This window comes from Oryzihumus sp. JJN4-3R, from assembly GCF_057747915.1.
This window is the reverse complement of the sequence record NZ_CM173229.1, coordinates 2,310,440-2,336,663: the sequence shown is the minus strand read 5'-3', so window position 1 is coordinate 2,336,663 and position 26,224 is coordinate 2,310,440. Positions and strand designations below refer to the sequence as shown.

Annotated in this window: 24 protein-coding genes and 2 tRNA genes; 9 read left to right on the top strand and 17 right to left on the bottom strand. The window is 73.0% G+C overall.

Going from position 1 to position 26,224, the window contains the following annotated elements; all coding sequences use genetic code 11:
- Positions 1–165: 165 nt before the first annotated feature.
- Positions 166–1,881 (bottom strand): PucR family transcriptional regulator, encoded by a 1,716-nt coding sequence (locus AC3ANM_RS10965; protein ID WP_488284446.1) that lies wholly within the window; start codon positions 1,879–1,881, stop codon positions 166–168.
- Positions 1,882–1,989: 108 nt separating this feature from the next.
- On the opposite strand from AC3ANM_RS10965, the gene AC3ANM_RS10960 reads away from it, so the two are divergent.
- The 3 genes from AC3ANM_RS10960 to AC3ANM_RS10950 are packed head-to-tail and all read left to right on the top strand — an operon-like array spanning position 1,990 to position 5,796.
- Positions 1,990–2,868 (top strand): oxamate carbamoyltransferase subunit AllH family protein, encoded by an 879-nt coding sequence (locus tag AC3ANM_RS10960; protein WP_488284445.1) that lies wholly within the window; start codon positions 1,990–1,992, stop codon positions 2,866–2,868.
- Positions 2,865–4,361: an AllF/FdrA family protein gene (locus AC3ANM_RS10955; RefSeq protein WP_488284444.1), complete on the top strand. Its 1,497-nt coding sequence runs from the start codon at positions 2,865–2,867 to the stop codon at positions 4,359–4,361. The genes AC3ANM_RS10960 and AC3ANM_RS10955 overlap by 4 nt, the downstream gene beginning before the upstream one ends.
- 13 nt (positions 4,362–4,374) lie before the next feature.
- Entirely contained in the window at positions 4,375–5,796 is a 1,422-nt protein-coding gene (locus AC3ANM_RS10950; RefSeq protein ID WP_488284443.1) for a YlbE family protein, read from the top strand.
- 92 nt (positions 5,797–5,888) lie between these two features.
- On the opposite strand, the gene AC3ANM_RS10945 is transcribed toward AC3ANM_RS10950, so the two are convergent.
- The 4 genes from AC3ANM_RS10945 to AC3ANM_RS10930 are packed head-to-tail and all read right to left on the bottom strand — an operon-like array spanning position 5,889 to position 9,643.
- Positions 5,889–6,482, bottom strand: coding sequence for a nucleotidyltransferase family protein (locus AC3ANM_RS10945; protein ID WP_488284442.1), 594 nt, complete (start codon positions 6,480–6,482; stop codon positions 5,889–5,891).
- Positions 6,479–7,615 carry an XdhC family protein gene (locus AC3ANM_RS10940; RefSeq protein WP_488284441.1) on the bottom strand — a complete coding sequence of 379 codons (1,137 nt, stop codon included), beginning with the start codon at positions 7,613–7,615 and terminating at the stop codon, positions 6,479–6,481. Before AC3ANM_RS10940 ends, AC3ANM_RS10945 begins: the two co-directional genes overlap by 4 nt.
- Positions 7,608–8,747 carry a vWA domain-containing protein gene (locus AC3ANM_RS10935; RefSeq protein WP_488284440.1) on the bottom strand — a complete coding sequence of 380 codons (1,140 nt, stop codon included), beginning with the start codon at positions 8,745–8,747 and terminating at the stop codon, positions 7,608–7,610. The genes AC3ANM_RS10940 and AC3ANM_RS10935 overlap by 8 nt, the downstream gene beginning before the upstream one ends.
- Positions 8,748–8,752: 5 nt before the next feature.
- Positions 8,753–9,643, bottom strand: a complete 891-nt coding sequence (locus AC3ANM_RS10930; RefSeq protein ID WP_488284439.1) for an AAA family ATPase — start codon at positions 9,641–9,643, stop codon at positions 8,753–8,755.
- A gap of 198 nt (positions 9,644–9,841) precedes the next feature.
- On the opposite strand from AC3ANM_RS10930, the gene AC3ANM_RS10925 reads away from it, so the two are divergent.
- From AC3ANM_RS10925 to AC3ANM_RS10905, 5 genes are read left to right on the top strand one after another with little or no spacing between them, the layout of a single operon-like run.
- Positions 9,842–10,249 (top strand): TOBE domain-containing protein, encoded by a 408-nt coding sequence (locus AC3ANM_RS10925; protein ID WP_488284438.1) that lies wholly within the window; start codon positions 9,842–9,844, stop codon positions 10,247–10,249.
- Positions 10,246–11,058, top strand: coding sequence for a molybdate ABC transporter substrate-binding protein (modA, locus tag AC3ANM_RS10920; RefSeq protein ID WP_488284437.1), 813 nt, complete (start codon positions 10,246–10,248; stop codon positions 11,056–11,058). The genes AC3ANM_RS10925 and modA overlap by 4 nt, the downstream gene beginning before the upstream one ends.
- A 53-nt stretch (positions 11,059–11,111) precedes the next feature.
- The gene (locus tag AC3ANM_RS10915; protein ID WP_488284436.1) at positions 11,112–11,891 is read left to right on the top strand and encodes an ABC transporter permease; all 780 of its coding nucleotides are present in this window, start codon (positions 11,112–11,114) and stop codon (positions 11,889–11,891) included.
- Positions 11,888–13,024, top strand: coding sequence for an ABC transporter ATP-binding protein (locus tag AC3ANM_RS10910; RefSeq protein WP_488284435.1), 1,137 nt, complete (start codon positions 11,888–11,890; stop codon positions 13,022–13,024). Before AC3ANM_RS10915 ends, AC3ANM_RS10910 begins: the two co-directional genes overlap by 4 nt.
- Positions 13,025–13,083: 59 nt before the next feature.
- Entirely contained in the window at positions 13,084–13,422 is a 339-nt protein-coding gene (locus AC3ANM_RS10905) for a hypothetical protein (protein ID WP_488284434.1), read from the top strand.
- On the opposite strand, the gene AC3ANM_RS10900 is transcribed toward AC3ANM_RS10905, so the two are convergent.
- On the bottom strand, positions 13,397–14,140 hold the full coding sequence (locus tag AC3ANM_RS10900) for a hypothetical protein (protein WP_488284433.1): 744 nt from the start codon (positions 14,138–14,140) through the stop codon (positions 13,397–13,399). The genes AC3ANM_RS10905 and AC3ANM_RS10900 overlap by 26 nt on opposite strands.
- A gap of 218 nt (positions 14,141–14,358) precedes the next feature.
- Here AC3ANM_RS10900 and AC3ANM_RS10895 point away from each other — a divergent pair, with 218 nt between their 5' ends.
- Positions 14,359–14,646, top strand: a complete 288-nt coding sequence (locus AC3ANM_RS10895; RefSeq protein ID WP_488284432.1) for a hypothetical protein — start codon at positions 14,359–14,361, stop codon at positions 14,644–14,646.
- Positions 14,647–14,713: 67 nt separating this feature from the next.
- On the opposite strand, the gene AC3ANM_RS10890 is transcribed toward AC3ANM_RS10895, so the two are convergent.
- The 11 genes from AC3ANM_RS10890 to dnaN form a co-directional block, all read right to left on the bottom strand.
- Positions 14,714–15,274 (bottom strand): hypothetical protein, encoded by a 561-nt coding sequence (locus AC3ANM_RS10890; protein ID WP_488284431.1) that lies wholly within the window; start codon positions 15,272–15,274, stop codon positions 14,714–14,716.
- 292 nt (positions 15,275–15,566) lie between these two features.
- Positions 15,567–15,639 (bottom strand) — tRNA-Ala (locus AC3ANM_RS10885).
- Positions 15,640–15,694: 55 nt separating this feature from the next.
- Positions 15,695–15,820 (bottom strand): DLW-39 family protein, encoded by a 126-nt coding sequence (locus AC3ANM_RS10880; protein WP_488284430.1) that lies wholly within the window; start codon positions 15,818–15,820, stop codon positions 15,695–15,697.
- Between the two features lie 33 nt (positions 15,821–15,853).
- Positions 15,854–15,930, bottom strand: a tRNA-Ile gene (locus AC3ANM_RS10875).
- A 183-nt stretch (positions 15,931–16,113) separates the two neighbouring features.
- The gene (locus AC3ANM_RS10870) at positions 16,114–16,617 is read right to left on the bottom strand and encodes a DUF3566 domain-containing protein (protein WP_488284429.1); all 504 of its coding nucleotides are present in this window, start codon (positions 16,615–16,617) and stop codon (positions 16,114–16,116) included.
- Positions 16,618–16,655: 38 nt separating this feature from the next.
- Positions 16,656–19,232, bottom strand: coding sequence for a DNA gyrase subunit A (gene gyrA / locus AC3ANM_RS10865; RefSeq protein ID WP_488287944.1), 2,577 nt, complete (start codon positions 19,230–19,232; stop codon positions 16,656–16,658).
- 154 nt (positions 19,233–19,386) lie between these two features.
- On the bottom strand, positions 19,387–21,426 hold the full coding sequence (gene gyrB, locus AC3ANM_RS10860; RefSeq protein ID WP_488287943.1) for a DNA topoisomerase (ATP-hydrolyzing) subunit B: 2,040 nt from the start codon (positions 21,424–21,426) through the stop codon (positions 19,387–19,389).
- Between the two features lie 347 nt (positions 21,427–21,773).
- Complete coding sequence (locus AC3ANM_RS10855) at positions 21,774–22,379, bottom strand: DciA family protein (RefSeq protein ID WP_488284428.1); 606 nt, start codon at positions 22,377–22,379, stop codon at positions 21,774–21,776.
- Entirely contained in the window at positions 22,369–23,565 is a 1,197-nt protein-coding gene (gene recF, locus AC3ANM_RS10850; protein WP_488284427.1) for a DNA replication/repair protein RecF, read from the bottom strand. Before recF ends, AC3ANM_RS10855 begins: the two co-directional genes overlap by 11 nt.
- Before the next feature lie 34 nt (positions 23,566–23,599).
- Positions 23,600–24,517, bottom strand: a complete 918-nt coding sequence (gene gnd / locus AC3ANM_RS10845; protein ID WP_488284426.1) for a phosphogluconate dehydrogenase (NAD(+)-dependent, decarboxylating) — start codon at positions 24,515–24,517, stop codon at positions 23,600–23,602.
- Between the two features lie 87 nt (positions 24,518–24,604).
- The gene (dnaN, locus tag AC3ANM_RS10840) at positions 24,605–25,738 is read right to left on the bottom strand and encodes a DNA polymerase III subunit beta (protein WP_488284425.1); all 1,134 of its coding nucleotides are present in this window, start codon (positions 25,736–25,738) and stop codon (positions 24,605–24,607) included.
- Between the last annotated feature and the right edge of the window lie 486 nt (positions 25,739–26,224).

The following is a 26,224-nucleotide window of genomic DNA, read 5'->3' as shown; positions in this document are numbered from 1 at the left end:
CGCCATCAGGTCCTCCTTGTATGCGCCACGGGGCGTGGCACGGATCACGCCGGGCGGCGTGATGCGTGAACGCTAGGCCCAGCGTGGGGGCACGGCTTGGTGATTTGTTGACAGTCGACCGGCGTGTCCGTTGGCACTATCCCCGAGCCGACAGGACGAATCCCATCAGATCCCACGCATCTGGACGACCTGCAGGGCCAGCGACAGGGTGAGCCGCAGGTTGGGGTCGGTGGTGAACGGTCCGAGCATCCGCTCGAGCTTCACGATCCGGTAGCGCAGCGTGTTGTAGTGGAAGTGCAGGATCCGCGCGGTCTCGGCGACGTTGAGGTTGGTGTCGAGCAGGACCGACAAGGTGGTGCGCAGGTCGGCGTTCTCCGGGGTGTCGTTGCTGACCAGCTCCCCGAGGGCCTCGGCGACGAAGGTGCGCAGCTCGGCGGTGTCGGGCACCAGGGACAGCAGCCGGAAGATCCCCAGCCCGTCGAAGTGGGTCAGGGCCGACGGCCCGTGCACCTGCCGGCCCACACTGACCGCCTTGCACGCCTGCTCGTAGGCCTGAGGCAGCGCGTCGGCGGAGTCGATCGGCCGGGAGATGCCGGTGGAGAAGGACCGGCGCCCGCCCCCGCCGTCGCCGCTGACGACCCGGACCATGTCCCGGACCGTGCGGGTGATCGCCTCGGTGTCGGCGTCCTGCGGCACGCCGAGCACGCACACCACCTCCTGGCTGAAGCCGACGACCGGCGCCCGCTCGTCGCGGACCCGGACGACCTGGTGCCACGCGGTCGCGAACCGGTCCTGCAGCGAGCGCAGCTCGTCCCGGCTGAGCGCCTTGGGGGTGGCGTGCGGGTCGGTCTCGGCGACGACGACCACCATGCGCCGCCCGATGTCCCAGCCCAGGGAGTCGGCGTGGGAGGTGACCCGCTCGGCGTTGCCGGCGCGACCGGCGAGCGCGTCGCGCAGGAAGTCGGCCTGGTACTTGCTCTCCACGGCCGAGACCGCCTGCGCCTTGGTGATCGCCAGCGCCGCGACGGTGGCGGCGCGCTCCAGCGTGTGCACGTCGCCCGCGCCGAGCTCGCGGTCGGAGGAGAACAGGACGAGGCGCCCGTGGTCGAGCGCGCCGGCCACGATGCGCACCACGGCGCGCCGCGCGCGTTCACCCCCACCAGTGCGTATGCCGACCGGCTCGGTCTCGACCAGGAAGCGGCCGCTGGGGTCGAAGCAGCCCAGGGCGAGGGCGTGGGCGAGCTCCTCGGGGGAGGACCCGGCGCTCGCGCGGACGCGGCCGTCGGCGGTGGTCACCATGGCGACCCCCCCGAAGATTCCGACGAGCTCCTCGCACAGCCGGTCGAGCCCGCCGCCGGTCAGGACGATGTTCACCAGCGCCCGGTGGGCGTCCTCGGCCCGGGCGAGCAGCCCGGCCTGCCGGTTGAGCACCTCGGTGAGGACCTGGTTGATGATGTCGTCGAAGCCGACGTCGTCGGGCAGGGCGATGACCGGGAAGCCGAGCCGGTCGGCCTCCTCCAGCATCGCCGCCGGCAGCTCGGACAGGTAGCGGCCCAGCTTGACCGCGATACCCGCCAGGCCGCGGTCGGCGAGGCCGCTGACCAGGACGGGGAGGCTGTGCGGCACCCCGCGCAGCGGGTAGCCGGTGGTCAGCAGCAGCTCCTGGGGCTTGACCCAGGGCAGGACGTCGGGCACCTCCATGACGTTGAGCCGCCCGACGAGGCGGTCCAGGCCGGCATGACCGGCCAGCACCCGGGCCCCGCGCAGCGACTCCAGCTCGAGGACGGCGCCGAGGCTCAGCCCCGGGCCGGGGGCCGCGGTGTCCGTCGCCGCTGGCAACTCCCGGTCATGCAGGCCCGAATCCTTGGCAACATTGCCCATGATCGGGACTGTACCTGCGGCGTTAGCGTCGCCGGAGGGCACCCGCAGCCACCCGGCTCGACCCGGGTGGCCCTGCGCCCGCCGGCCCCGACCCGCCAAGGACTGCCCGTGACGCCCCAGGCTCCGCCGCCCGCCCTGCTCGGCGCAGCCTCCCCGCTCACCGCGTCCCTGCTCGCCGGGCCGGACCGGCCGGCGACCGTCCTCGCCCGGTTCCCCACCGCGGTCTACCTGCAGGCGGGGGACCACCACGAGGTGCTCCCGATCCTGGCCGTCGACGCCCTGCTCCTGCCGACCGGCCTGCGCCTGCCGCTGCCCTCCGCCGACCTGCTCTGGGACGTCGTCCCCGGCGACCAGGTGGCCATCGGCAGCTCGGGAGTGCGCCTGCCCGGTTGGTCGATCCGCGTCGCGCGGCAGTGGCGCCCCGCGCGCGTGCCGGTCCCCGGGCAACGGGCCGACGGCCACGCCCTGCTCGCCACGGCGGCAGCCATCGCCCCGCACGGGCTCGACCTCGACCTGCTCGACCGCTCCGGGGAGCTGCTGCACGCCGCGCTGCGTGGTGACGGACCCGGCGCGGTCCGCCTCGTCCGGGCCCTGGTCGGCGCCGGTCGCGGGTTGACCCCCAGCGGCGACGACGCGCTCTGCGCCGTGCTCCTGGTCCTGCACGGCCTCGGCGCCCACGGCGCCGGCCGCCTGGTCACCGACGCCGTCGCGCAGCGCCGGCGCGCCACGACGAGCCTGTCCGCCTCGCTGCTCGACGCCGCCGCCGCCGGGTATGCCGTGCCCCAGGTGGCCGCGCTGGTCACCGCCGCGCTGGCGGGGGACCGGGCCGCCGCGACCGCGGCGCTCGGCGGCGTCCTCGCCGTCGGCCACTCCTCCGGGCGCGACCTCGCCGCCGGCCTCACCGGCTGCCTGCGGGTGCTCGCCCTGCTGCCCCACGCCGTGCCACCTCCCGTGGCGCCCCAACCCGCTGGAAGGGACAACCCGTGACCGATCTTGTCGAGGTGCGCCGCGGCGCCTACTACGACTCGGTGAGCCTGATGCAGGTCTCCCGCGCGGTGGGCTCCGCGCCGGGCGTCAGCGCGGCGCTCGTGGCGATGGCCACCGAGCTCAACACCGACCTGCTCACCGGGATGGGGTTCACCCTCACCGAGGCGGTCGGCCCCAACGACATGCTCGTGGCGATCCGCGGCGAGGACGACGCCGCCGTCGCGGCCGGCCAGTCGGCCCTGGACGCCGCCCTCGCCGGGCTCAAGGCCGCGGGCGCGCAGGCCGGTGGCTTCGGGGACGCCCCGCCGCCGCGCACGATCGGCGCCGCCGCGACCGTCTCCGGCGCCAACCTCGCGCTGATCTCGGTGCCCGGGCGCAACGCGTTCGTCGACGCCATGGACGCCGTCTCCGCCGGGATGTCCGTGGTCCTGTTCTCCGACAACGTCGGCGTCGAGCAGGAGGTGGCCCTCAAGGACGCCGCCCGCGCGGCCGACGTGCTGGTGATGGGCCCGGACTGCGGCACCGCCGTGGTCGGCGGGGTCGCCCTCGGCTTCGCCAACGCCGCCCGCCCCGGCCCGGTCGGCCTGGTCGCCGCCTCGGGCACCGGCGCCCAGCAGGTCATGTGCCTGCTCGACGCTGCCGGGGTCGGCATGAGCCACTGCCTCGGCGTCGGCGGGCGCGACCTGTCCGCCACCGTGCAGGGCCGCTCCACCAAGCAGGCCCTCGCCGCGCTGGCCGCCGACCCGGCCACCACGTCGGTCATCGTCGTCTCCAAGCCCCCGGCCGCCGAGGTGCTCGCCGACGTGCAGGCCTTCGCCGCCTCGCTCGACAAGCCGGTCCACTGGGCCACCCTCGGCGCCGGGCGCCCCGACCTCACCGCCGCCGTGGAGGCCGCGCTGGGAGCCGAGGGACACGGCATACCGGAGTGGCCGAGCTGGCCCGCCGCCGCCTCGGCTGCGCCGGTGACCGGGGCCCTGCGCGGGCTGTTCTGCGGCGGCACGCTCGCCGACGAGGCGATGCTCGTGGCGGCCGAGACGCTCGGCCCGATCCGCTCGAACATCCCGCTCTCGCCCGAGCTGGCGCTCGGCCCGGACCTGCGCAGCGACTCCCACCTGGTCATCGACTTCGGCGACGACGGGCTGACCCAGGGGCGGGCGCACCCGATGATCGACCCCTCGCTGCGGCTGGAGCGCATCGCCGTCGAGGGCGCCGACCCGAGCTGCGGCGTGCTGCTGCTCGACCTCGTCCTCGGCTTCGGCTCGCACAGCGACCCCGCCGGGGAGCTGGCCGAGGCGATCGAGGACGCCCGCAAGGCCGCCGCCGACGGGGGCCGGGAGCTGCCGGTGGTGGTGTCGCTGACCGGAGTCGAGTCGGACCCGCAGGGCCTGAGCGCCTGCGCGCGGACCCTGCAGGCCGCCGGCGCGTCGGTGTTCCTCTCCAACGCCCAGGCCACCCGCCACGCCCTGTCCCTGCTCGCCGACGCCCAGGCCTGAGAAGGAGCCTTCGATGACCCACACCACCACGCCGCTGCACGGCCTGCTGGGCACCGACCCGTCCGTCGTCACCGCAGGGGTCGGGCTCTTCGCCGACGCCCTGCGCGCCCAGGCCGCCCAGGTCACCGAGGTCGACTGGCGCCCTCCGATGGAGGGCACCGAGGCCGACCTGGCCCGGGTCATGGCCGACCCGCGGCGCGAGGAGGCCAACCGCACCGCCGTCTCCCGGCTCATGGCTGCCGGCGCGGAGCTGGTCGACGTGCGCCCGGCCAGCGAGGCCCTCGGCATGGAGAAGGGCGCCTTCTTCCACGCCGGGCCGCCGATCACGTGGGAGCGTGCCTCCGGCCCGATGCAGGGCGCCCTCATCGGCGGTGTGCTGTTCGAGGGGCTGGCCGACACCCCCGAGGAGGCCGAGAAGCTGCTCGCCTCCGGCGACGTGTCCCTCGACCCCTGCCACCACCACCACGCCGTCGGCCCGATGGCCGGCGTCGTGTCCCCGTCGATGTGGATGTTCGAGCTGCGCGACCCGGTCCACGGCGGCCGGGCGTGGTGCTCGCTCAACGAGGGCCTGGGCAAGGTGCTGCGCTACGGCGCCTACGGGCCTGAGGTCATCGAGCGCCTCCAGTGGATGGCCGCAGTCCTGGGACCGTTGCTGCAGAAGGCCGTTCGCGCCCACGGCCCGGTCGACATCAAGGCGATCATCGCCCAGATGCTCCAGATGGGCGACGAGGGCCACAACCGCAACCGCGCCGGGACGCTGATGTTCCTGCGCGACATCCTGCCCTCGCTGATCACCGCTGACGCCCCCTCCTCGGACATCGCCGAGGCCGTGCGCTTCATGGGCGCCAACGACCACTTCTTCCTCAACCTGGACATGCCGGCCTGCAAGCTGGCCACCGACGCGGCCCGGGACATCCCCGGCTCGACGATGGTCGTGACGATGGCGCGCAACGGCACCGACTTCGGGATCCAGGTCTCCGGGACCGGCGACGAGTGGTTCACCGGCCCGGCCAACACCCCGGAGGGCCTGTTCCTGGGCTCCTACGGCCCCGAGGACGCCAACCCCGACATCGGCGACTCGGCGATCACCGAGACCGCGGGCATCGGCGGGTTCGCCATGGCGGCGGCCCCGGCGATCGTGCGTTTCGTCGGCGGCGACGTCCCGCTGGCCCTTCGGGCGACCCGCTCGATGTACGAGATCACCCTCGAGGAGCACCCCTCGTTCCAGGTGCCGATCCTGGAGTTCCGCGGCACCCCCAGCGGCATCGACGTCACCAAGGTCGTGCGCACCGGGATCCTGCCGCAGATCAACACCGGCATGGCGGGCGCGGTCGCGGGCACCGGCCAGGTCGGCGCCGGCCTGGTCACCCCGCCGGAGCAGTGCTTCCCCGCGGCGCTGGCCGCGCTGGCCAAGGCGGTCCCGGACGCCGTCTGACGTCCACCCTTGCGCAAGATGTTGCCGCTGGACCGGCCCATGAAGGCCAATCCAGCGGCACTGTCTTGCGCAAAGGGCCTGGCGATCGCCGCTCAGCGGGGCAGGTCGGTGGGCAGGTCGATGTCCTGCCATGCGCCGAGGTCTCCGCACTCGACCGGGATGACCAGCTCGGGGTTGTCCTGCAGCCAGCCGCGGGCCCCTTCGTCGCCGCGCACCGCACGGGAGACGTCGGACCACACCAGTCGCGCCAGCCCCACGGGAGTGCGTGGCTTGCCCTCGTATGCCGCGACGGCGGCGGTCGCGCCGCCGGCCAGGGCCGCGACCACCCGGCGCAGGTGCTCGGCCCCCACGCTGGGGGTGTCGACCAAGGTGACGACCAGCGCGTCGACCTCGTCATGGCCGTCGACCACCGCCAGCCCGGTGCGCAGCGAGGAGGCCATGCCCGTCTGCCACTCCGGGTTGTGCGCCACGAGGACGACGGGCGAGGCGAGGTCGTCGGTGTCGGCCAGCGGGGAGGGGACCACCGCCGCGGCGCCGGTGACCACGACGACGGGGTCCAGCCCGGCGCGCGCGCAGGTCTCGATGGTGAGGTCGACCAGGCGGCGGCCGCCCAGCTCGACCTCGGCCTTGGGGCGCCCCATCCGCAGCCCGGCCCCGGCCGCGAGCACGACCCCCGCCACCCTCATGGCCGGGTCGTCGCCTGGTCGGTGTGGATCCGCCCGTCGAGGGCGCTGAGCGGCCGGCCCGTGCCGCCCCAGCGCGACGCGATGACCTCGGCGGCGATGGACACGGCCGTCTCCTCGGGGGTCCGGGCGCCGAGGTCGAGCCCGATCGGCCCGGACAGTCGCTCCAGCTCGGCCTCGGTGACGCCCCGCTCGCGCAGGTCGGCGACCCGGGCGGCGTGGGTGCGGCGCGAGCCCATGGCACCGATGTAGCCGGCCCGGCTGCGCAGGGCCACCTCGAGCAGCGGGACGTCGAACTTCGGGTCGTGGGTGAGGACGGTGAGCACCGTGGACTCCTCGACGCGCCCGGCGTCGACCTCCTCCTGCAGGTAGCTGTGCGGCCAGCGCACCACCACCTCGTCGGCCTCGGGGAAGCGAGCCGGAGTGGCGAAGACGGGCCGCGCGTCGCAGACGGTGACCCGGTAGCCGAGGAAGCTGCCGGTGCGGGCGACGGCACGGGCGAAGTCGATGGCCCCGAAGACGATCATCCGGGGGCGGGGGGCGAACGCGGCGACGAAGACCTCGATCTCCTCGAGGCGGCGCTGCCCGTCGCTGCCGTAGTGCAGGACCTCGCTGTGCCCGGCGCGCAGCAGCCCGCGGGCGTCGTCGGTGATGGCGTCGTCGAGCCGGTCGCTGCCCAGGGTGCCGATCGCCCTGTCGTTGAACACGATCCGGCGCTCACCCACCCCGGGGCCGTGCTCGCCGGCGACGATCACGGTGGCGACGGCGACCGGCTCGCCGGCCTCGATGGCCGCCAGCACCTGGCCGAAGCCCTCGTCGGTGGCCGGGTCGACCCGCACGACGGTGACGTCGAGCTCGCCGCCGCAGGTCAGCCCGACCGAGAAGGCGTCGGCGCCGCTGATGCCGTAGTGCGCCCCGCGGGCGGCGCCGTCGGCGAGGACCTGCTGCGCCACGTCATACACGGCACCTTCGACGCACCCACCGGACACACTCCCGACGACCTCGCCGGCGGCGTTGACGGCCAGGGCCGCTCCCGCGGGGCGCGGCGAGGAGCTCCACGTGCGCACCACGGTGGCGAGGGCGAACGGCTCGCCGGCCGAGACCCAGGTGCGCAGCTCCGGGACGAGGTCACGCACGGGCCACCGCCCGGTGCCGGCTGTGGTCGGTGGCGATGACGCGGGCGAGCCGCTCGAGGGTGGCGACGGAGTGCCCGGCGAGGAAGTCGTCGACCGAGGGCAGGGCGGCCTGCATGCCGGCCGTGGCCGGGGCGTAGCCGTCCTTGCCCTTGTGCGGGTTGACCCAGATGACCCGGTGCGCCAGGCGGTGCAGCCGTTGCATCTGCTCACGCAGCAGGCTGACGTCGCCGCGCTCCCAGCCATCGGAGGCGATGACGACGACGGCCCCGCGGACCTGGCCGCGCCGACCCCAGCTGGTCAGCAGCTCGTGCAGGTTGTCGCCGAGCCGGGTGCCGCCGGACCAGTCCGGGACTGCCGCGGCGAAGGCGCCCAGCGCGGCGTCGGCGGTGGGCTGGCGCAGGGCGTCGGTCACCCGGGTCAGCCGGGTGCCGACGGTGAGGACCTCGGTGCGCGGGCGGGTCCGGGCCAGGGCATGACCGAAGTGCAGGAACGCGTCGGCGTAGGCCTTCATCGAGCCGGACACGTCGAGCAGGAGCACCACCCGCCGCGGGGTGACCTCGCGCTGCCGGTGCCGGAGCCGGGCCGGTTCGCCTCCGGCGCGCAGCATCGCGGCCGTGGTGCCGCGACGATCCAGCCGGCCCCGTCGCGCTGGGGCGGTGCGCCGGGAGACCCGGTGGGCACCGTCGGCCGAGATGGCGGCGATGAGCCGGAGCACGGCGGCGCGCTCGTCGGCGTCCAGGGTGGCGACGTCCTTGTGGCGCAGCACTTCCCGGGCGCTGGCGGTGCTGGTCAGGACTGCATCGTCGCCGTCGGCCTCGGCTGACGAGGGGTCCTCGATCCCGACGGTGCGCTCGACGTCGACGCGCGCAGGGGCCTGCCGGAGCTCCTCGCCGGGGCGGAAGTAGCGCTCGAACACGCGGTCGTAGACGGCGATGTCCTCCCCGCGGGAGCAGCAGGTGAGGCGACCGGCCCAGTAGACGTCGTTCCGGGACAACGGGTCGAGCGCGGTGACCGCTTCGAGGAAGGAGCGGACGCGGTCGGGGTGGGCGGCCACGCCGGCGCGGCGCAGGGCGTGGCCGAAGCCGACCAGGACCTCCTCGAGGGGGACGGCGGGGGGCGCGAGGGAGGTCACGGGTCTCACCCCGGCACGAGGTTGGCGACGCCGTGGGCGGTGACCGCCTCGAGGTCCTCGCGGTACTTGGCCACGGCCCCCAGGGTGAGGCCGGCCAGCTCGGGGGTGAGGTCGGCCGCGCCGAGGGCCTGCAGGCAGCGCGCCCAGTCCAGCGACTCGGCGACCCCGGGCGGCTTGAGCAGGCCCAGGGCCCGCAGCCGCGCGACGGCCTCGGCGACCTGGGTGGCCAGGGTCAGGCCCAGGCCGGGGATGCGCCGGCGGAGGATCTCGACCTCGCGCTCACGGCTGGGGTGGTCCATCCAGTGGTAGAGGCAGCGCCGCTTGAGGGCGTCGTGCACGTCCCGGGTGCGGTTGCTGGTGATGATGACGACCGGCGGCACGGCCGCGCGGACCGTGCCCAGCTCGGGGATGGTGACCGCCCAGTCGCTGAGCACCTCGAGCAGGAACGCCTCGAACTCGTCGTCGGCGCGGTCGATCTCGTCGATGAGCAGCACCGCGCGGTGCTCGGCGGTGGAGGACTCCAGCGCCTTGAGCACGGGCCGGGCGAGCAGGAACCGGCGGTCGTAGAGCGAGGCCTCGGTCGCGGCGGGGTCGGTGATCCCGCTGGCCTCGGCAGCACGCAGGTGCAGCAGCTGCCGCGGGAAGTCCCAGTCGTAGAGCGCCTGGGTGGAGTCGATGCCCTCGTAGCACTGCAGCCGCACCAGCTCGCCGCCGAGGTGCGCGGCCAGGGCCAGCGCCAGGCTGGTCTTGCCCACCCCCGGGTCACCCTCGCAGAACAGCGGCCGGTCCAGCCGCAGCGCCAGGTAGGCCGCGGTCGCGAGCCCCTCGTCGGCGAGGTAGCCGGCCCGGGCGAGGGCGTCGACGATCGCCTGGGGACTGCTGGTGTCGACGGCCAACTCGGGTCCTCCGGCGTGCGGGCAGGGCTGCGTGTTCACGCTACGCCACGGGGGTGCTCCGGCCGTGGTGAGAACCTGACAGGACCCGGTATGCCGGGTTGGTCCGTTCCGATGAACCTGCGGCTTTCGCAGCCCGTCACGACCGCATCTGCTGCTCCTGCCCTGACTTCCGGCCGCATCTGCGGTTAGGCTGCGGTGGTGACGAGCTTCCGGGTCCGTGAGGCCGCCGAGCTGCTCGGCGTCAGCGACGACACCGTCCGCCGCTGGGCCGAGGCCGGCCGGCTGGCCACGGTCAGCGACGACGCGGGCCGGATGACCGTCGAGGGCGCCGTCCTGGCGCGCTTCGCCGAGGAGCTGGCCGCGGCGACCGAGCGGCCCCAGCCCCGGCCGGTGGTCTCCGAGTCGGCCCGCAACCGCTTCCAGGGCCTGGTGACCAAGGTGCTGCGCGACACCGTCATGGCGCAGGTCGAGATCCAGGCCGGGCCGCACCGCTTCGTCTCCCTCATGAGCCGCGAGGCCGCCGACGAGCTCGGCCTCGAGCCGGGCGTGCTGGCGATCGCCGCGGTCAAGTCCACCAACGTCGTCGTGGAGGTCCCGGCGCAATGACCTCGCCACGCGCGCTGCTCGCCGGTCTCGCCGCCGTGGCGCTGGCCGGGTCGCTCACCGCCTGTGCCGGGGCGGGCTCGACCGGCTCGTCGGGCTCTTACGGCACGACCTCAGCCACCGGCGGGTCCACCAGCGTCAGTGGCACGGTCACCATCTTCGCGGCCGCCTCGCTCAAGGAGGCGTTCACCACCCTCGGGGCGCTGTTCGAGAAGGAGCACCCGGGGACGAAGGTCGTCCTCAGCTTCGGGCCGAGCTCGGGCCTGGCCCAGCAGGTCAACCAGGGCGCCCCGGCCGACGTGTTCGCCTCGGCGAGCACCAGGAACATGGACCAGGTCGTCCAAGCCGGCGGTGCCATGTCGCCGAAACCCTTTGCCACCAACCAGATGGAGATCGCGGTCCCGGTCGCGAACCCCGCCGGGATCACCGGCGTCAAGGACCTGGCCAGGCGGGGCGTCAAGGTCGCCCTGTGCCAGAGCCAGGTGCCCTGCGGCGCCACCGCGGCAAAGGTGTTCGACAAGGCCGGCGTCAAGGTCACCCCGGTGACGCAGGAGGTCGACGTGAAGTCGGTCCTGGCCAAGGTCGGGCTCGGTGAGGTCGACGCAGGCATGGTCTACGTGACCGATGTGCGCGCCGCCGGGTCCCGGGTCAAGGGCATCGAGATCCCGGCTGACGTCAACGCCTCGACGTCCTACCCGATCGCCACGCTGGCCAAGGCGCCCAACCCCGTTGGGGCGAAGGCGTTCACCGCCCTGGTGCTCTCCGCGGCGGGGCAGGCGGTGCTGGCCGCCGACGGGTTCGCCAAGCCGTGACCCGCGGCGCGGCACCCCGGGGCGGTGACCATGACGTCACCGGACCCGCGGACGTGCCGTGGCCACTCGGCATACCCGCCCTGGTCGGAGCCGCGTTCCTCCTGGTGCCGCTGCTCGGGCTGTTGCTGCGCGCCCCGTGGGGGAGTCTGGGCCGCCTGCTCGCCGACGCCAATGTCGTTGACGCACTGCGCCTTTCGCTGATCTGCGCGACCACGGCGACGGTCATCTCGGTCCTCCTCGGCATCCCGCTGGCGTGGGTGCTGGCGCGGGTCCGGGCGCCGGGCATGAGCCTGCTGCGGGCGCTGGTCACCCTGCCCCTGGTGCTGCCGCCGGTGGTCGGCGGCGTCGCGCTGCTGCTGGCGTTCGGCCGCCAGGGGGTGCTCGGCCGGCTGCTGGAGTCGTGGACCGGCATCACCCTGCCGTTCACCACGGCCGGCGTCGTGCTGGCCGAGACGTTCGTGGCGATGCCGTTCCTCGTGGTGACGGTGGAGGGCGCGTTCCGCGCGGCGGACCGGGGCTATGAGGAGGCGGCCGCGACGCTGGGTGCCTCCCGGCTGGGGGTCTTCGCGCGGGTCACGCTGCCGATGGTCGCGCCGTCCGTGGCCGCCGGCGCTGTGCTGTGCTGGGCTCGGGCGCTGGGGGAGTTCGGCGCGACGATCACCTTCGCGGGCAGCTTCCCGGGCCGCACCCAGACGATGCCGCTGGCGGTCTACCTGGCGCTGGAGTCCGACCCCGACGCCGCGATCGCCCTCTCCCTGGTCCTGCTCGTCGTCTCCGTCGCGATCCTCGCGGCACTGCGCGACCGCTGGCTGCGTCCGGGGAGCGGCCTGTGAGCCCCGACAGCGGCGTGGATTCACGTGAAACCACGGGCCTGCTCGTCGACGGCATCCTCGGGCGCGGCGGGTTCCGGCTCGAGGTCGCGGCCGCGGTCGGGCCGGGCGAGGTGCTCGGGGTCCTCGGCCCGAACGGCGCCGGCAAGACGACCCTGCTGCGGACCCTGGCGGGGCTGACGGCGCTGACCTCCGGGCGGATCGAGCTCGGCGGGGTGACCCTCGACGCGGACGGGGTGTTCGTCGCGCCCGAGCACCGGCCGGTCGGGCTGGTCTTCCAGAGCTACCGCCTCTTCCCGCACCTGAGCGTCCTGGACAACGTGGCGTTCGCGCCGCGCTCCCGGGGCCTGGGCCGCCGGGCCGCGCGGGAGGTGGCGCGCGGCTGGCTGGAGCGGCTCGACCTGTCCGCGCTGGCCGCCCGGCGTCCGGCGGAGGTCTCTGGCGGGCAGGCGCAGCGGGTCGCGCTGGCCCGGGCGCTGGCCGCCGACCCCGGGCTGCTGCTCCTCGACGAGCCCCTGTCGGCCCTCGACGCCGCCACCCGGCTCGACGTGCGCACCCTGCTGCGCCGGCACCTGGAGTTCTTCGCCGGCCCGGTCGTGGTGGTCACCCACGACCCGCTGGAGGCGATGGTGCTCTGCGACCGCCTGCTCGTGCTCGAGGGGGGCCGGGTGGTCCAGGAGGGCACACCCGCGCAGGTCGCGCGCCACCCGGCGACGGACTACGTGGCCCGACTGGTCGGGCTCAACCTGTATGCCGGGCGGCTGGCTCCCAGCCGCACGAGCGTTGCGCTCGACGGGGGTGGGGAGCTCGTCGTGACGCCCACCGCCGAGGCGGAGGCCGACGGGAGGGTGCTGGTGGGACTGCGCCCGTCGGCGATCACGCTGCACACGGTGCGCCCGGAGCACGCCAGCGTCCGCAACGTCTGGCCCGGCACGGTCGAGAGCCTGGAGCTGCTCACCGACCGGGTCCGGGTCAACGTGGAGGGCTCTCCGTCCGCCCTGGTCGACGTCACGCCCGGCGCGGTGGCCGAGCTCCTGCTGGAGCCGGGGCAGCGGGTCTGGCTCTCGGCCAAGGCGACCGAGACCGACGCCTACCCGGAGGCGGCGACCACCCGGCATACCAGCCTGTCGGGGTGAGGGCGCCGTCACAGGCGAACCACCCGGCGGGCGGCGCGCGACTTCGGCATGCTGTCGGGATGTCCCACAGCGCAGTCCGCAAGGTCCTGCTCGCCCTCGCCGCCGCGTTCGCCGTCGCGATGCTCGCGCTCTGGTGGCGGCCGGTGCCCGCGCTGCCCGACGGGTCGCAGTGCGGCGGCCGCGTCTACAGCTGGCACCTCGGGTCAGGCACCTCCCACGGGTCGGGGGAGAACGCGAGGGCGGCGGTCGACGCGCAGAACCGGCGGTGCCGGGAGGCCGGGCGGCCGCTGTGGGAGGACGGGGTGCACCTCGGGTGGGCGGCGCTGGTGGTGGGCACCCTGGCGGGGGTCACCTCCCGGAGGGCGCGCGGCTTCAGCTCAGCGCGCTCACGTCGCTGACCAGTCCGGCCAGCGCGCCGACGAAGACCGCGACGAGGACCGCTCGCGCCGCCAGGGGCAGCAGCGGGCTGGTCATGACCGCGGCGGTGCGAGGGGTGGCGCGCAGGACCTGGCCCGCCGCCCACAGCAACGCCAGCGGCAGGACGAGCGGCAGCAGGGGTGCGGCCATGACCAGGGGCATGAGGGCGGGTGCGGGGCGGGCGGTGTTGAACCGGCTGCCCGGCGCGAGCCACCGCTCGCCGAGCAGGGTCATCGCGGCGCCGAACAGGCCGGGGATGAGCAGGAAGAGCACGACGGGCAGGGCCAGGGGCTCGATGAGGGTGAAGTCCACGCCGCCGGGGTGGACGAGCATGGAGCCGACCACCACGGCGGGTCCGACCGAGATCGAGAGCACCTGGAACCAGCGAGGGCCGGTCAGCAGGGCGCGCAGCACGAGGTAGACCACGCCACCTAGCGCGCCGAGGAACGCTCCGGCCATGAGGAGGTTGAGCGAGCCCGAGGTGGTGAATTGCCCCATCTCGAAGCCGTCGTCACTGACGACCCCGGAGACGGCCGGGTTTCGCCGGGCGAGCAGCATCATGGCCAGGCGTCCACCGACGCCGCCGATGAGCAGCCCGAGGAGGACACCGGCGCTGACGCAGGCCGACAGCCGGCGCAGGGCGGGCTCGACGACGGCACGGGACAGGGCTGTCCGAGGGGCTGCCGGCATCGCGGTCATGGTCGTCTCCTGCCGCCGGAGCCACGCACGCTAGCGACGCGTGACCTGCACCGGAACGGCCGCATGACGTAACCGCTGCGGGCGTCCGGTGTGACCGTTGGCCCTTCCCGGCTACCAGCAGGGGCGTACCGTCATAGGTGCGACCGGATCCGGTCGCGCGGCGTCGGTCGTGACCGGCAGAGATGAAGGTGTCCCGTGCGTAGCACCAGGTTCGTGCCGTGACGACCACCGCGCCGCGCCCGGAGAGGTCCGCCGCCACCGACGAGATCCTGGCGATGCTGATGGGCGAGCTGCAGAAGGCGCGGGCGGCCTGGGCGGCCGAGCGCGGGGAGGCCCGGCACGGCGGGTCGCCGACCGAGTCCCCGGCGCGGGTCCGGCTCCTGGCGGCACTGGAGGCCTACGCGGCAGCCCTGGACTCCCGCCACCTGCCACTGCCGCCCTCGATCCGGGACGAGCTGCGGCTGCGCCGGGGCGTGCGGGGGGACAACCACCACCGCCCCTACTGAGCCCCGGCAGACACGACGGAGGCCCTTCCCTAGTGTGGCGCCCGTGGTCGAGGAGGGTCGGCGGCGCTCAGTCCTGCCCGCGTGCCGGTACGGTCGCCACGGCGCAGCGTTGTCCGATGCCGGTGGGCGAGCAGATCGGCCCGACCCCGCACGCATCGATCTCCACGACCGCATAGCGCAGCGAGCCGGTAGGCGGGGTGGCGTCGACATAGCGGCGCGCGGCGTCGACCGGGAGGCGGAGTTGTCCGACGCGGTCCCAGCGCTTGCCCGGCCCCTGACGCAGCACGCGGTAGGTGCGTGGCTCGGCCACGACCCGCGGCAGGCCCCAGGTCACGACAACGGCACTTCCGCGTCGGTGCGCGGCCACGTCGACCAACGATGGTCGGCCGTCGGCGCAGTGCTGCTCGAACGACTCGCCACTCGCGCGCGAGGCGGGACCGCCCTCAGGGGTGCTGGAGGAGCAGGAGGCCGTGATCGCCGCGGCGAGCAGCGACGCCAGCATGGGCAGGGTATGGCGTCGGGCGCGTGGCGAGACGTTGAGCGCGAGGCGCATGGCGAACCGCACCTGCGGACCTGGGCGGGGCCGGCGAGCCGCGGCGTAGGCCCAGGGGTCTCCGTCGCGGTCCATCGCGTCTCCCGTCGCCGTGGTGTCTGCTCGTACGACGCCGGCCACGCGGCTCGGTTCCCTGAGCTGGCTGATCCGCCATCGTCCGACGTGCGGGCGCGGCCCCTCCGACGAGGCAGGAAGTACCCAACACAGGGAGCTTGGACCCTCAGCGCGCGGGGCCGGCGCGAAGCGCGCTACCCGCTGGGCGCCAGGAGGGGACGGCGGGTGACGGGACCTCCTGCTGCCGCCTCGCTGCTGCAGGTGCACGAGAGAGGCCCCTCCCCACGGGTGGGAAAGGGCCTCTGACTTGGGGTGGAGGCGAGGGGACTCGAACCCCTAACCCCCTGCTTGCAAAGCAGGTGCGCTACCAATTGCGCCACGCCCCCCGAGGGGTTCTTCAGTTGTGCGGCCGACCGATGTGGGCCAGGTGGAGCGGCTGGGTCAGACCCGGCCGGGCTGGTCGGTCGCCTCGGCCCACAGGTCCTGCTCGGCCTTCTGCGCCTTGAGCTTGCGCTGGATGGCGAGGGCGCCGAACACGGTGGCAACCAGCAGCAGGAACTTCTTCACGAGGCGTCTCCTCCAGCGGGACCGGGGATGTGATGGTGGGCCTAACAGGACTTGAACCTGTGGCCTCTTCCTTATCAGGGAAGCGCTCTAACCGACTGAGCTATAGGCCCCTACTCATCCACACACGCAAGCCGGACGGCGTCCGCCCGGGGGCTTGCGACGCCCGAGATTACCCCACCTGCCCCGCCGCGGCCAAAACGGCTGCCGCCCACGCCCGCGACCAAGCCAAACGGCCGGTATGCCGCACGCGAAGTCCGCGCGCGGCATACCGGCCGTGGTGGTGAGGGGTCCGCTCAGTCGTCGGTGAGGGTGAGCTGGAGGCCACCCACGAGGCTGGAGCAGACGTTGTAGAGGAACGCGCCCAGCGTGGCGATCGCGGTCATCAGGACGACGTCGATGACCCCGATGACGACCGAGAGGGACACGACCCGGCCGAAGCCGATGTAGTCCATCAGGTCGAACTTGCTGCCGCTGGTGCCCAGGACGCTCTCGACCGTGCGGTTGACGTCGGCGAAGACGCCCATGCCGGACAGGACCATCCACAGCACGGCCATCAGCACGACGCCGGCGATGCCGATGGCAACCGACAGCAGGAACGACATCTTCATGACCGACCAGGGGTCGACCCGGGAGACGGTGAGCTTGACCCGCCGGGCCGAGGCCGGTCGGGGCGCTCCCGTGGGGGCCGTCGACCCGCTGGGGGAGGTCTGACCCGACGCCGTCGCGCCCTTGCCCTGCCCACCGGGCAGGTTGGCGGTGGACATCCCGGTCTGCTTGCCCGTGGGGGGCTTGCTCACGTCCGGGCGCGTGGCCGCGCCCGACTGACCTGCGGTGCTCACTCCTGACCTCCCGTGTTTCCGGCCTCGTCGTCACCCGACGTTACGGCATCCGGCCCGGTGCTGGCCCCGCCCGCGCCGGTCGTCTCGCCATCCGTCTTGGCTGCGTCGCCCACGACCGTGCCGGGCGCGGCGGCCTCCACGGCGTCGGCGACCTCCTCGACCTCGGCCTCGCTGGCCCGCTCGGCGTTGCGCGCGACCGCCACGATGGCATCGCCCTTGTCCGGCGTCGCGAACTTCACGCCCATGGTGTTGCGCTTGGTGCGGTGCACCTCATCGACCCGGGAGCGGACGATCTTGCCCTTCTCCATGACGACCATGACCTCGTCGTCGGCGTCGACGGTCAGCGCGCCGACCAGGTTGCCGCCGCGTTCGGAGATCTTGGCTACCCGGACGCCGAGGATGTTGCGTCCCTTGACGGGGTACTCCGAGGCCAGCGTCCGCTTGGCGAGGCCGTTCTCGAACACCACGAACACGTCGGGGTCGGTCCCGTCCTCGATGACGCTCATCGAGAGCAGGTTGTCGGCGTCCTGGAACTTCATGCCGCCCACGCCGCTGGTCGGCCGGCCCATCGGGCGCAGCGTCTCGTCGTTGGCGTGGAAGCGCACCGACTGCCCCTTGACCGACACCAGCAGCAGGTCGTCGGCCGCCGAGGCCAGGCCGGCGCCGACGAGCTCGTCGCCGTCGCGCAGGTTGACCGCGATCAGGCCGCCGGAGCGGTTGGAGTCGTACTCGGACAGGCGGGTCTTCTTGACCAGGCCGTTGCGCGTGGCCAGCACCAGGTAGGGGCTGCTGGTGTAGTCGCGCAGGTCCAGGACCTGGGCGATCTGCTCCCCGGGCTGGAAGGCCATGAGGTTGGCCACGTGCTGGCCCTTGGACTCCCGGCTGCCCTCGGGCAGCTCGTAGGCCTTGGCGCGGTAGACCCGGCCCAGGTTGGTGAAGAACAGCAGCCAGTGGTGCGTCGTCGTGGTGAAGAAGTGCTCCACGATGTCGTCGCCGCGCAGGCTCGTGCCGCGCACGCCCTTGCCGCCGCGCTTCTGCGAGCGGTAGAGGTCGACCTTGGTGCGCTTGGCGTAGCCGCCCCGGGTGATCGTGACGACCACGTCCTCCTCGGGGATGAGGTCCTCCATCGACATGTCGCCGTCGAAGGGCACGACCTTGGTGCGCCGCTCGTCGCCGAACTTGTCGACGATGTCGGTCAGCTCCTCGCTGACGATGTCGCGCTGACGCTGCGGGGAGTCCAGGATCGCCCGGAACTCGGTGATCATCGCCTCGAGCTCGTCGTGGCGGTCGATCAGCTTCTGCCGCTCCAGGGCCGCCAGGCGGCGCAGCTGCATGTTGAGGATCGCCATGGCCTGCAGCTCATCGATGCCGAGCAGCTCGATCAGGCCGTCGCGCGCGGTCTCGACCGTCTGCGACGCGCGGATCAGGGCGATGACCTCGTCGAGGGCGTCCAGGGCCTTGAGCAGGCCGCGCAGGATGTGCGCCTCCTCCTCGGCCTTGCGCAGCCGGAAGGTCGTCCGGCGGACGATGACGTCCATCTGGTGGTCGACCCAGTGCCGGATGAACGCGTCCAGCGGCAGGGTGCGCGGCACGCCGTCGACGAGGGCGAGCATGTTGGCGCCGAACGTCGTCTGCAGCTGGGTGTGCTTGTAGAGGTTGTTCAGCACGACCTTGGCCACGGCGTCGCGCTTGAGCACGATGACCAGGCGCTGGCCCGTGCGGCCCGAGGTCTCGTCGCGGATGTCGGCGATGCCGGCGAGGCGGCCGTCCTTGACCAGCTCGGCGATCTTCTCGGCCAGGGTGTCCGGGTTGACCTGGTAGGGCAGCTCGGTGACCACCAGGCACTGGCGGTTCTGGATCTCCTCGACCTGCACGACCGCGCGCATGACGATCGAGCCACGACCGGTGCGGTAGGCCTCCTCGATCCCCTTGCGCCCCATGATCAGCGCGCCGGTCGGGAAGTCCGGGCCCTGGATCGTGGTCAGCAGGTGGGCGAGCAGCTCCTCGCGGGAGGCCTCGGCGTTACGCAGGTACCACTGCACGCCGTCGGCGACCTCGCGCAGGTTGTGCGGCGGGATCTGCGTGGCCATGCCGACGGCGATGCCGGCCGAGCCGTTGACCAGCAGGTTCGGGAACCGGCTGGGCAGGACCTCCGGCTCCATCGTCTTGCCGTCGTAGTTGGGCTTGAAGTCGACCGTCTCCTGGTCGATGTCGCGCACCATCTCCATGGACAGCGGCGCCATGCGGCACTCGGTGTACCGCGGGGCCGCGGCCGGGTCGTTGCCGGGGGAGCCGAAGTTGCCCTGTCCGTCGACGAGCGGGTAGCGCAGCGACCAGTCCTGCACCAGGCGCACGAGGGCGTCGTAGATCGCCGTGTCACCGTGCGGGTGGTACTGGCCCATCACGTCGCCGACGACGCGGCTGCACTTGTTGTAGCCACGGTCGGGCCGGTAGCCGCCGTCGTACATCGCGTAGAGCACGCGGCGGTGCACCGGCTTCAGGCCGTCGCGGACGTCCGGCAGGGCGCGGCTCACGATGACGCTCATGGCGTACTCGATGTAGCTGCGCTGCATCTCCAGGTTGAGGTCGACCGGCTCTGTCCGGTCGGTCTCGAAGGTGGGCGGCTGCTCGGTCACAGTCGGATTCCTTTATCTGTCAGGGCAGTTCAAAGACGAGGGGTATGCCGTGTGCTCGCAGGCGGCGCGCCGCGCCGCCGGCGGTGCCGCGTCAGATGTCGAGGAAGCGCACGTCCTTGGCGTTGCGCTGGATGAACCCGCGCCGGCTCTCGACGTCCTCGCCCATGAGGATCGCGAAGATCTCGTCGGCGGCCGCGGCGTCGTCCAGGGTGACCTGCAGCAGGACCCGGTGATCGGGGTCCATCGTGGTCTCCCACAGCTCGTTGTAGTCCATCTCGCCCAGACCCTTGTAGCGCTGGATCCCGTTGTCTTTGGGCAGGCGCCAGCCCTGGGACTGACCGGCGGCGACCATGGCGTCGCGCTCCCGGTCGGAGTAGGCGAACTCGTGCGGGTGGTTGCTCCACTTGAGGCGGTAGAGCGGCGGCTGGGCGAGGTAGACGTAGCCGGCCTCGATCAGCGGGCGCATGAAGCGGAACAGCAGGGTCAGCAGCAGGGTGCGGATGTGCATGCCGTCGACGTCGGCGTCGGCCATCAGCACGATCTTGTGGTAGCGCGCCTTGGTGATGTCGAAGTCCTCGCCGATGCCGGTGCCGAAGCCCGAGATGAGCGCCTGGACCTCGTTGTTGGCGAGCACCTTGTCGATGCGGGCCTTCTCGACGTTGAGGATCTTGCCGCGGATCGGCAGGATCGCCTGGGTCTGCGGGTTGCGCCCGCGCACCGCCGAGCCGCCGGCGGAGTCACCCTCGACGATGAAGACCTCGGAGATCGTCGGGTCGTTGCTCTGGCAGTCGCGCAGCTTGCCGGGCAGGCCGCCGGACTCCAGCAGGCCCTTGCGTCGGGTGGCCTCGCGGGCCTTGCGGGCGGCCATGCGGGCGGCCGCGGCCTGGATCGACTTGCGGACGATGTCCTTGCCCTCGCCCGGGTGGGCCTCCAGCCAGTGCCCGAACTCGTCGGTCATGGCCCGCTGCACGAAGCCCTTGACCTCGGAGTTGCCGAGCTTGGTCTTGGTCTGGCCCTCGAACTGCGGCTCACCGAGCTTGACCGAGATGACCGCGGTCAGGCCCTCGCGGACGTCGTCGCCGGTGAGGTTGTCGTCCTTGTCCTTGAGGAGGTTCTGCTTGCGGGCGAAGTCGTTGATGAGCTTGGTCATCGCCGCCCGGAACCCCTCCTCGTGGGTGCCGCCCTCGTGGGTGTTGATGGTGTTGGCGTAGGTGTGGACCGACTCGGAGTAGGCGTTGGTCCACTGCATCGCCAGCTCGAGCGAGAGCTGGCGCTCCTCGTCCTCGACCTCGATCGAGATGACGTCGGGGTGCACCACTTCGGAGCGCTTGGACGCGTTGAGGTGGTTGACGTAGTCGATCAGGCCACCGTCGTAGCGGTAGGAGATCGTGCGGGCCTTGGGCTCCTCGGAGGCCGCGCCCTCGTCGAGCTCCTCGGCCTCGACGGCGTCGACGGCCTTCGGCCGCTCGTCCACCAGCGTGATGGTCAGGCCCTTGTTGAGGAACGCCATCTGCTGGAAGCGGGCCCGGATCGTCTCGAAGTCGTAGGTGGTGGACTCGAAGATGTCCCCGTCAGCCCAGAAGGTGATGGTGGTGCCGGTGCTGTCGGTCTCCTCCATCTTCTCCAGCGGGGCGGTCCGCTCGCCGTGGTCGAAGCTCATCCGCCACGCGTGGCCGAGCTGGCGGACCTCCGCGTCGAGCCGGGTCGAGAGAGCGTTGACGACCGAGGACCCGACGCCGTGAAGACCGCCGGAGACCTTGTAGCCCCCGCCGCCGAACTTGCCGCCGGCGTGCAGCTGGGTGAGCACGAGCTCGACGGTCGAGACGCCGTACTGCTCGTTCAGGCCCGTGGGGATGCCGCGGCCGTTGTCGACCACGCGCACGCCACCGTCTGCCAGGAGGGTCACCTCGATCAGGTCCGCGTGGCCGGCCAGTGCCTCGTCGACCGCGTTGTCGACGATCTCCCAGACCAGGTGGTGCAGGCCGCGCTCACCAGTGGAGCCGATGTACATGCCCGGGCGCTTGCGCACGGCCTCGAGGCCCTCGAGCACGGTGATCGCGCTGGCGTCGTAGGCCGGGCTGTCAGGGGCCGCGGGGACGGCAACAAGGTCCGGGGTGGCGTCGTCGGGGATGTTGTCGGGGCTGACCTCGGACACAGTGCTCCTTCGTGGCAGTCAGGCGCAGGCCCGGCGCTGTGGGGACAGGCGCGGGCACGGGAAGCGGCCCGCGAGGTGGCACCACGCCCGGGATCGCTCCCGTTCATGGCTGCCGTCGCGACAGCCGCCGAGTTGTCCCCAGTCTACCTGTCCGGGGCGACAAACCCCCGCTCAGGAGGCCCGCAACGGCCGATGTCGCGCAAAAAACCCGGGGTTTCCTACTCCCCCCACGCGCCCGGCCCCGTCAGGGCGCGAGAACGGGCCCCTGCAAGCGGTGCCGCCACCCGTCCCGGCGGGCTGCGCCAGCGGGCCCGTCGGCGGGGTCAGCCGTAGGTGTCCCGCGGCCCGGGCCCCTGCGCGCGACGCCGCCCGCGCGACCAGCTCGGGGCGCTCGGGCCGAGGACGGTCAGCTCGGTCACGGACCCCTGGCCGACCTCGGTCTCCAGCCGCGTCAGCAGCGAGGAGGCCATCAGGCGCATCTGCGTGGCCCAGGCCGTGGAGTCCGCGCGCACCGTCAGGACACCGTCCTCGAAGGTCACCGGCGTGACGTGGGCGGCCACCTCCGGCCCCACGATCGAGGCCCACCGCCCCATCACCGAGCCGACCGCCACGTCGACGTTCCACCCGCGGGACACCAGCAGCCGCTCCATCTGCTCCCCGAGCAGGCTGGGGTCGCGGTAGCCGTCACGGTTGTCCCGCGCCGCCCGCTGCCGGTGGGCCTCCCGGTCCCGGCGCTGCGGCGCGCGGCCCGGTCGCAGCCCCTTGGCCCTGGCCGCCTCGCGGGCGCGGGCCAGCGCGGACGCCGCCGCGGTGTCGGGGGAGTCGACCTCCTCGGCCGCGGGTGCGGGCTCGCCGGCCGCCTCCCCGGGAAGCCCGGAAGCCCCGGGAGCCCCGGGGAGACCGGTGCCGGGACGCTCCTCAGGCGACACGGGCCACCTCACCCAGCGTCACGCGATACGTGCTGCCCGCCAGCGAGGCGGGCACGTCCTCGGGCACGGCCGCGGTGATGAGCACCTGCTCGCAGTCGGAGACCAGGGCCGCCAGCCGTTCGCGACGCCCGGCGTCGAGCTCGGCGAAGACGTCGTCGAGGATGAGCACCGGGTCGTCGCCGAGGTCGTGGCGCAGCAGCTGGTATGCCGCGAGCCGCAGTCCCAGCGCGAACGACCAGGACTCCCCGTGGCTGGCGTAGCCCTTGGCCGGCAGCTGGCCGAGGGTGAGGACGACGTCGTCCCGGTGCGGGCCGACCAGCGACACCCCGCGCTCGACCTCCTGCGGCCGGGCTTCGACCAGGGCGGCCAGCAGCTCCTCGTGCAGCTCCTCCATCGTCGGCACCGTGCCCTCGGCGATGGCGGCGGCGAGCGTCTCGCGCAGCGAGGACTTGTAGGACACCCTCGCGTCGGACTGCCCGGCGCTGACCTCGTCGTAGGCCTTGGACAGGTAGGGGCCGAGGTCGTGGAGCAGGCGCAGCCGGGCGTAGAGCAGCTGCGCACCAACGCGCGCGAGGTGGCTGTCCCACACGTCGAGGGTGTGCAGGGCGCTGGCCCGTGTGTCCTCGACCGGCTCGTCGCCGGGGCGGGGCCGGCGGCTGGATCCCTTGCGCAGCACCGGTTGCGCCGACTTCAGCAGGGCGTTGCGCTGCTTGAGGACCTTGTCGTAGTCCGAGCGCACCCCGGCCCAGCGCGGCTGCCGGGCCACGAGCAGCTCGTCGAGGAACCGGCGCCGCTCGGAAGGGTCTCCCTTGACCAGCGCGAGGTCCTCGGGGGCGAACAGCACGGTGCGCAGCGTGCCCAGCACCTCACGCGGCCGGGGGACCGGCGAGCGGTTGAGGCGCGCGCGGTTGGCCCGGCCGGGCGTGATCTCGAGCTCGACCAGGGTCTCGCGCTCGTCGCGGACCACGGCACCGCGGATCACCGCCTGCGCCGCGCCGAAACGCACCAGCGGGGCGTCCGTGGCGACGCGGTGGCTGCCCAGAGTGGCCAGGTAGCCGATCGCCTCGACCAGGTTGGTCTTGCCCTGGCCGTTCAGCCCGACCAGCGTCGTGACCCCGGGCGCGAGCGGCAGCTCGGCCGCCGCGTAGCTGCGGAAGTCGACGACGGACAGGTGGCGCAGGTGCACGGGCGCTCCGCTGGGTCCGGCCGGGAGGCCGGGGTCAGTCGGTCGAGCCGGCGCCCGAGGTCGGGCCCGCCTCGGCCGCGCGGGTGGCGTGGCCGCCGAACTGGTTGCGCAGCGCGGAGACGGCCTTCATCGCGGGGGAGTCGTCCTGGCGGGAGGCGAAGCGGGCGAACAGCGCCGCGGAGATGACTGGCATCGGCACCGCGTTGGCGATGCCCTCCTCGACGGTCCAGCGGCCCTCGCCGGAGTCCTCGGTGTAGCCGCTGATCTTCGCCAGGCCCGGGTCCTCCTCGAGGGCCTTGACCAGCAGGTCCAGCAGCCAGGAGCGCACGACGGTGCCGCGGGTCCACGCCTTGAAGCTGCCGTGCACGTCGGTGACGATGTCCTTGGCGGCCAGCAGCTCGTAGCCCTCGGCGTAGGCCTGCATCAGGCCGTACTCGATGCCGTTGTGCACCATCTTGGCGTAGTGGCCCGCGCCGACGGCACCGGCGTGGACGAAGCCCTCCTCGCGGGGGCCTTCCGGGCGCAGCGCGTCGAAGATCGGCATCGCGCGCTCGACGTGGTCGGCGTCGCCGCCGACCATGAGGCCGTAGCCGTTGTCCAGGCCCCAGACACCGCCGCTGACGCCGCAGTCGAGGTAGCCGATTCCCTTGGCGGCCAACGCCTCGGCGTTGACGGCGTCGTCGGTGAAGCGGCTGTTGCCGCCGTCGATGACCACGTCGCCCTCGTCGAGCAGCTCGCCGAGCTCGGCGACGGTGGCGCGGGTGGCCTCACCGGCGGGGACCATCACCCAGACCGTGCGGGGGGCCGGCAGCGCCTCGACCATGGCCTTGAGGCTGTCGACGTCGCTGACCTCGGGGTTGCGGTCGAAGCCGACCACCTCGTGCCCGGCGCGGCGGATGCGCTCGCGCATGTTGCCGCCCATCTTGCCCAGGCCGATGAGTCCGAGGTGCATGGCTTACCCCTTCGAGGTTCGTGGAGACAGTGCGTCGGGGCGGCCGGGTGGGGCGCTCCCAAGGGGTCAGGCTACGTGCCGGCCGGCTCAGCTGGCGAAGCGGACCGGCATCAGGACGTAGCGGTAGGACTCGTCGGCCTCGCCGTCCAGCTTGTCCTGGCCGGAGAGCACCGCGGGCCGGCTCGCCTGGGTGAAGGAGAGCCGTGAGTATGCCGTGCCGACCGCTCCCAGCCCGTCGAGCAGGAACTGCGGGTTGAAGGCGATCTCGATCTCCGGGCCGTTCAGGGCGCACTCGATCGCCTCGCTGGCCTGGGCGTCGTCGCCGGTGCCGGCCTCGATCGCGAGCTGGCCGTCGGTGAAGCGCAGCCGCACCGGGGTGTTCCGCTCGGCGACGAGGGAGACGCGCTTGACGGCCTCGACCAGGGCTGCCGTCTCGATGACCGCCTGGGTGTCGGTGGTCGTCGGGAAGATCGAGGTGACCTTGGGGTACTCGCCGTCGAGCAGGCGGGTGGTGGTGCGGCGCTGCCCGGCCTCGAAGCCGATCAGGCCCTCACCTGCCGCGGCCGTGCCGAACGCGATCTCGATCGAGCCGGAGGCTCCGAGCGCCTTGGCGGTGTCGGACAGGGTGCGCGCCGGGACCAGCGCCACGTGGTGGGCGTCGGTGCGCTCGGGGTTCCACTGGAGCTCGCGCATCGCGAGCCGGTAGCGGTCGGTCGCGAGCAGGGTGACCCGGTCGCCCTCGATCTCGACGCGCACGCCGGTGAGGATCGGCAGGGTGTCGCCGCGGTCGGCGGCGATGCTGACCTGGGCCACGGCCTGGGTGAAGGCGTCGCCGGCGATGGTGCCGCTCGGCGCCGGGGACGCCGGGAGGGTGGGGTAGTCGTCGGCCGGCATCATCAACAGGCTGAACCGGCTCGAGCCGCAGGTCAGCTGGACCTTGTTGCCCTCGGTCGTGACGTCGATGGGGCGGGCCGGCAGGTTGCGCGAGATGTCGGCGAGAAGGCGGCCGAGGACCAGGACAGTGCCCGGCTCGGAGACCTCGGCCGGGACGGTGACCTTGGCGGAGACCTCGTAGTCGAAGGCCGAGAGGGTCAGGGTGCCCTCCTCGCTGGCATGCAGCAGCACACCGGCCAGGACCGGGACGGGAGGGCGTGTCGGCAGACCGCGCGCCGCCCACGTGACCGCCTCGGCGAGAACGTCGCGCTCGACCCTGAACTTCACCAGTACCCGCCCTTCGCTGAACAACGACTCACAAGAGTGCGTGCTGACCCTAGTGCTCGCCACCGACTTGGGAAAACCCACTCGATCTTTTGGGCTCGGTCCACAGCTCTCCACAGGGTTCGTACTCGGGGCGCTCTATGTGAAGGGGGATCTCATCATTGTCTTAGGGGCTGTGGATGTTGTGGACAACGCCCAACGGGGCAGGTCAGCCCCTCGACGGCGGTGTGCACGGCCCGTGGACGACGAACGTGGACAAACCGGGCAGCCTGTGGACGAGTTTTCTGCATCCACAGGCTGTCCACCGCTCGCCCCTGGTCGTCCCCAGCCCGGCGTCGTCCGTGCACCGGTTGTCCACGGGGTTGTCCACATGTGTGCAGCGGGTGGATCCGGCGCCACGTTATCCACAGGCTTGTTCACACATGTGGACTAGAACTACGTCTTTTGTGCGAGACGGCCTGTCACAGTGAGGTAACGCCCACCCCACAA

Bases quoted from the DNA above. Each gene is read 5' to 3' on its own strand.
- AC3ANM_RS10965 (WP_488284446.1), bottom strand. From the start codon at position 1,881: ATGGGCAATGTTGCCAAGGATTCGGGCCTGCATGACCGGGAGTTGCCA.
- AC3ANM_RS10950 (WP_488284443.1), top strand. From the start codon at position 4,375: ATGACCCACACCACCACGCCGCTGCACGGCCTGCTGGGCACCGACCCG.
- AC3ANM_RS10945 (WP_488284442.1), bottom strand. From the start codon at position 6,482: ATGAGGGTGGCGGGGGTCGTGCTCGCGGCCGGGGCCGGGCTGCGGATG.
- modA (WP_488284437.1), top strand. From the start codon at position 10,246: ATGACCTCGCCACGCGCGCTGCTCGCCGGTCTCGCCGCCGTGGCGCTG.
- AC3ANM_RS10905 (WP_488284434.1), top strand. From the start codon at position 13,084: ATGTCCCACAGCGCAGTCCGCAAGGTCCTGCTCGCCCTCGCCGCCGCG.
- AC3ANM_RS10900 (WP_488284433.1), bottom strand. From the start codon at position 14,140: ATGACCGCGATGCCGGCAGCCCCTCGGACAGCCCTGTCCCGTGCCGTC.
- AC3ANM_RS10890 (WP_488284431.1), bottom strand. From the start codon at position 15,274: ATGGACCGCGACGGAGACCCCTGGGCCTACGCCGCGGCTCGCCGGCCC.
- gyrA (WP_488287944.1), bottom strand. From the start codon at position 19,232: ATGCAGCGCAGCTACATCGAGTACGCCATGAGCGTCATCGTGAGCCGC.
- gnd (WP_488284426.1), bottom strand. From the start codon at position 24,517: ATGCACCTCGGACTCATCGGCCTGGGCAAGATGGGCGGCAACATGCGC.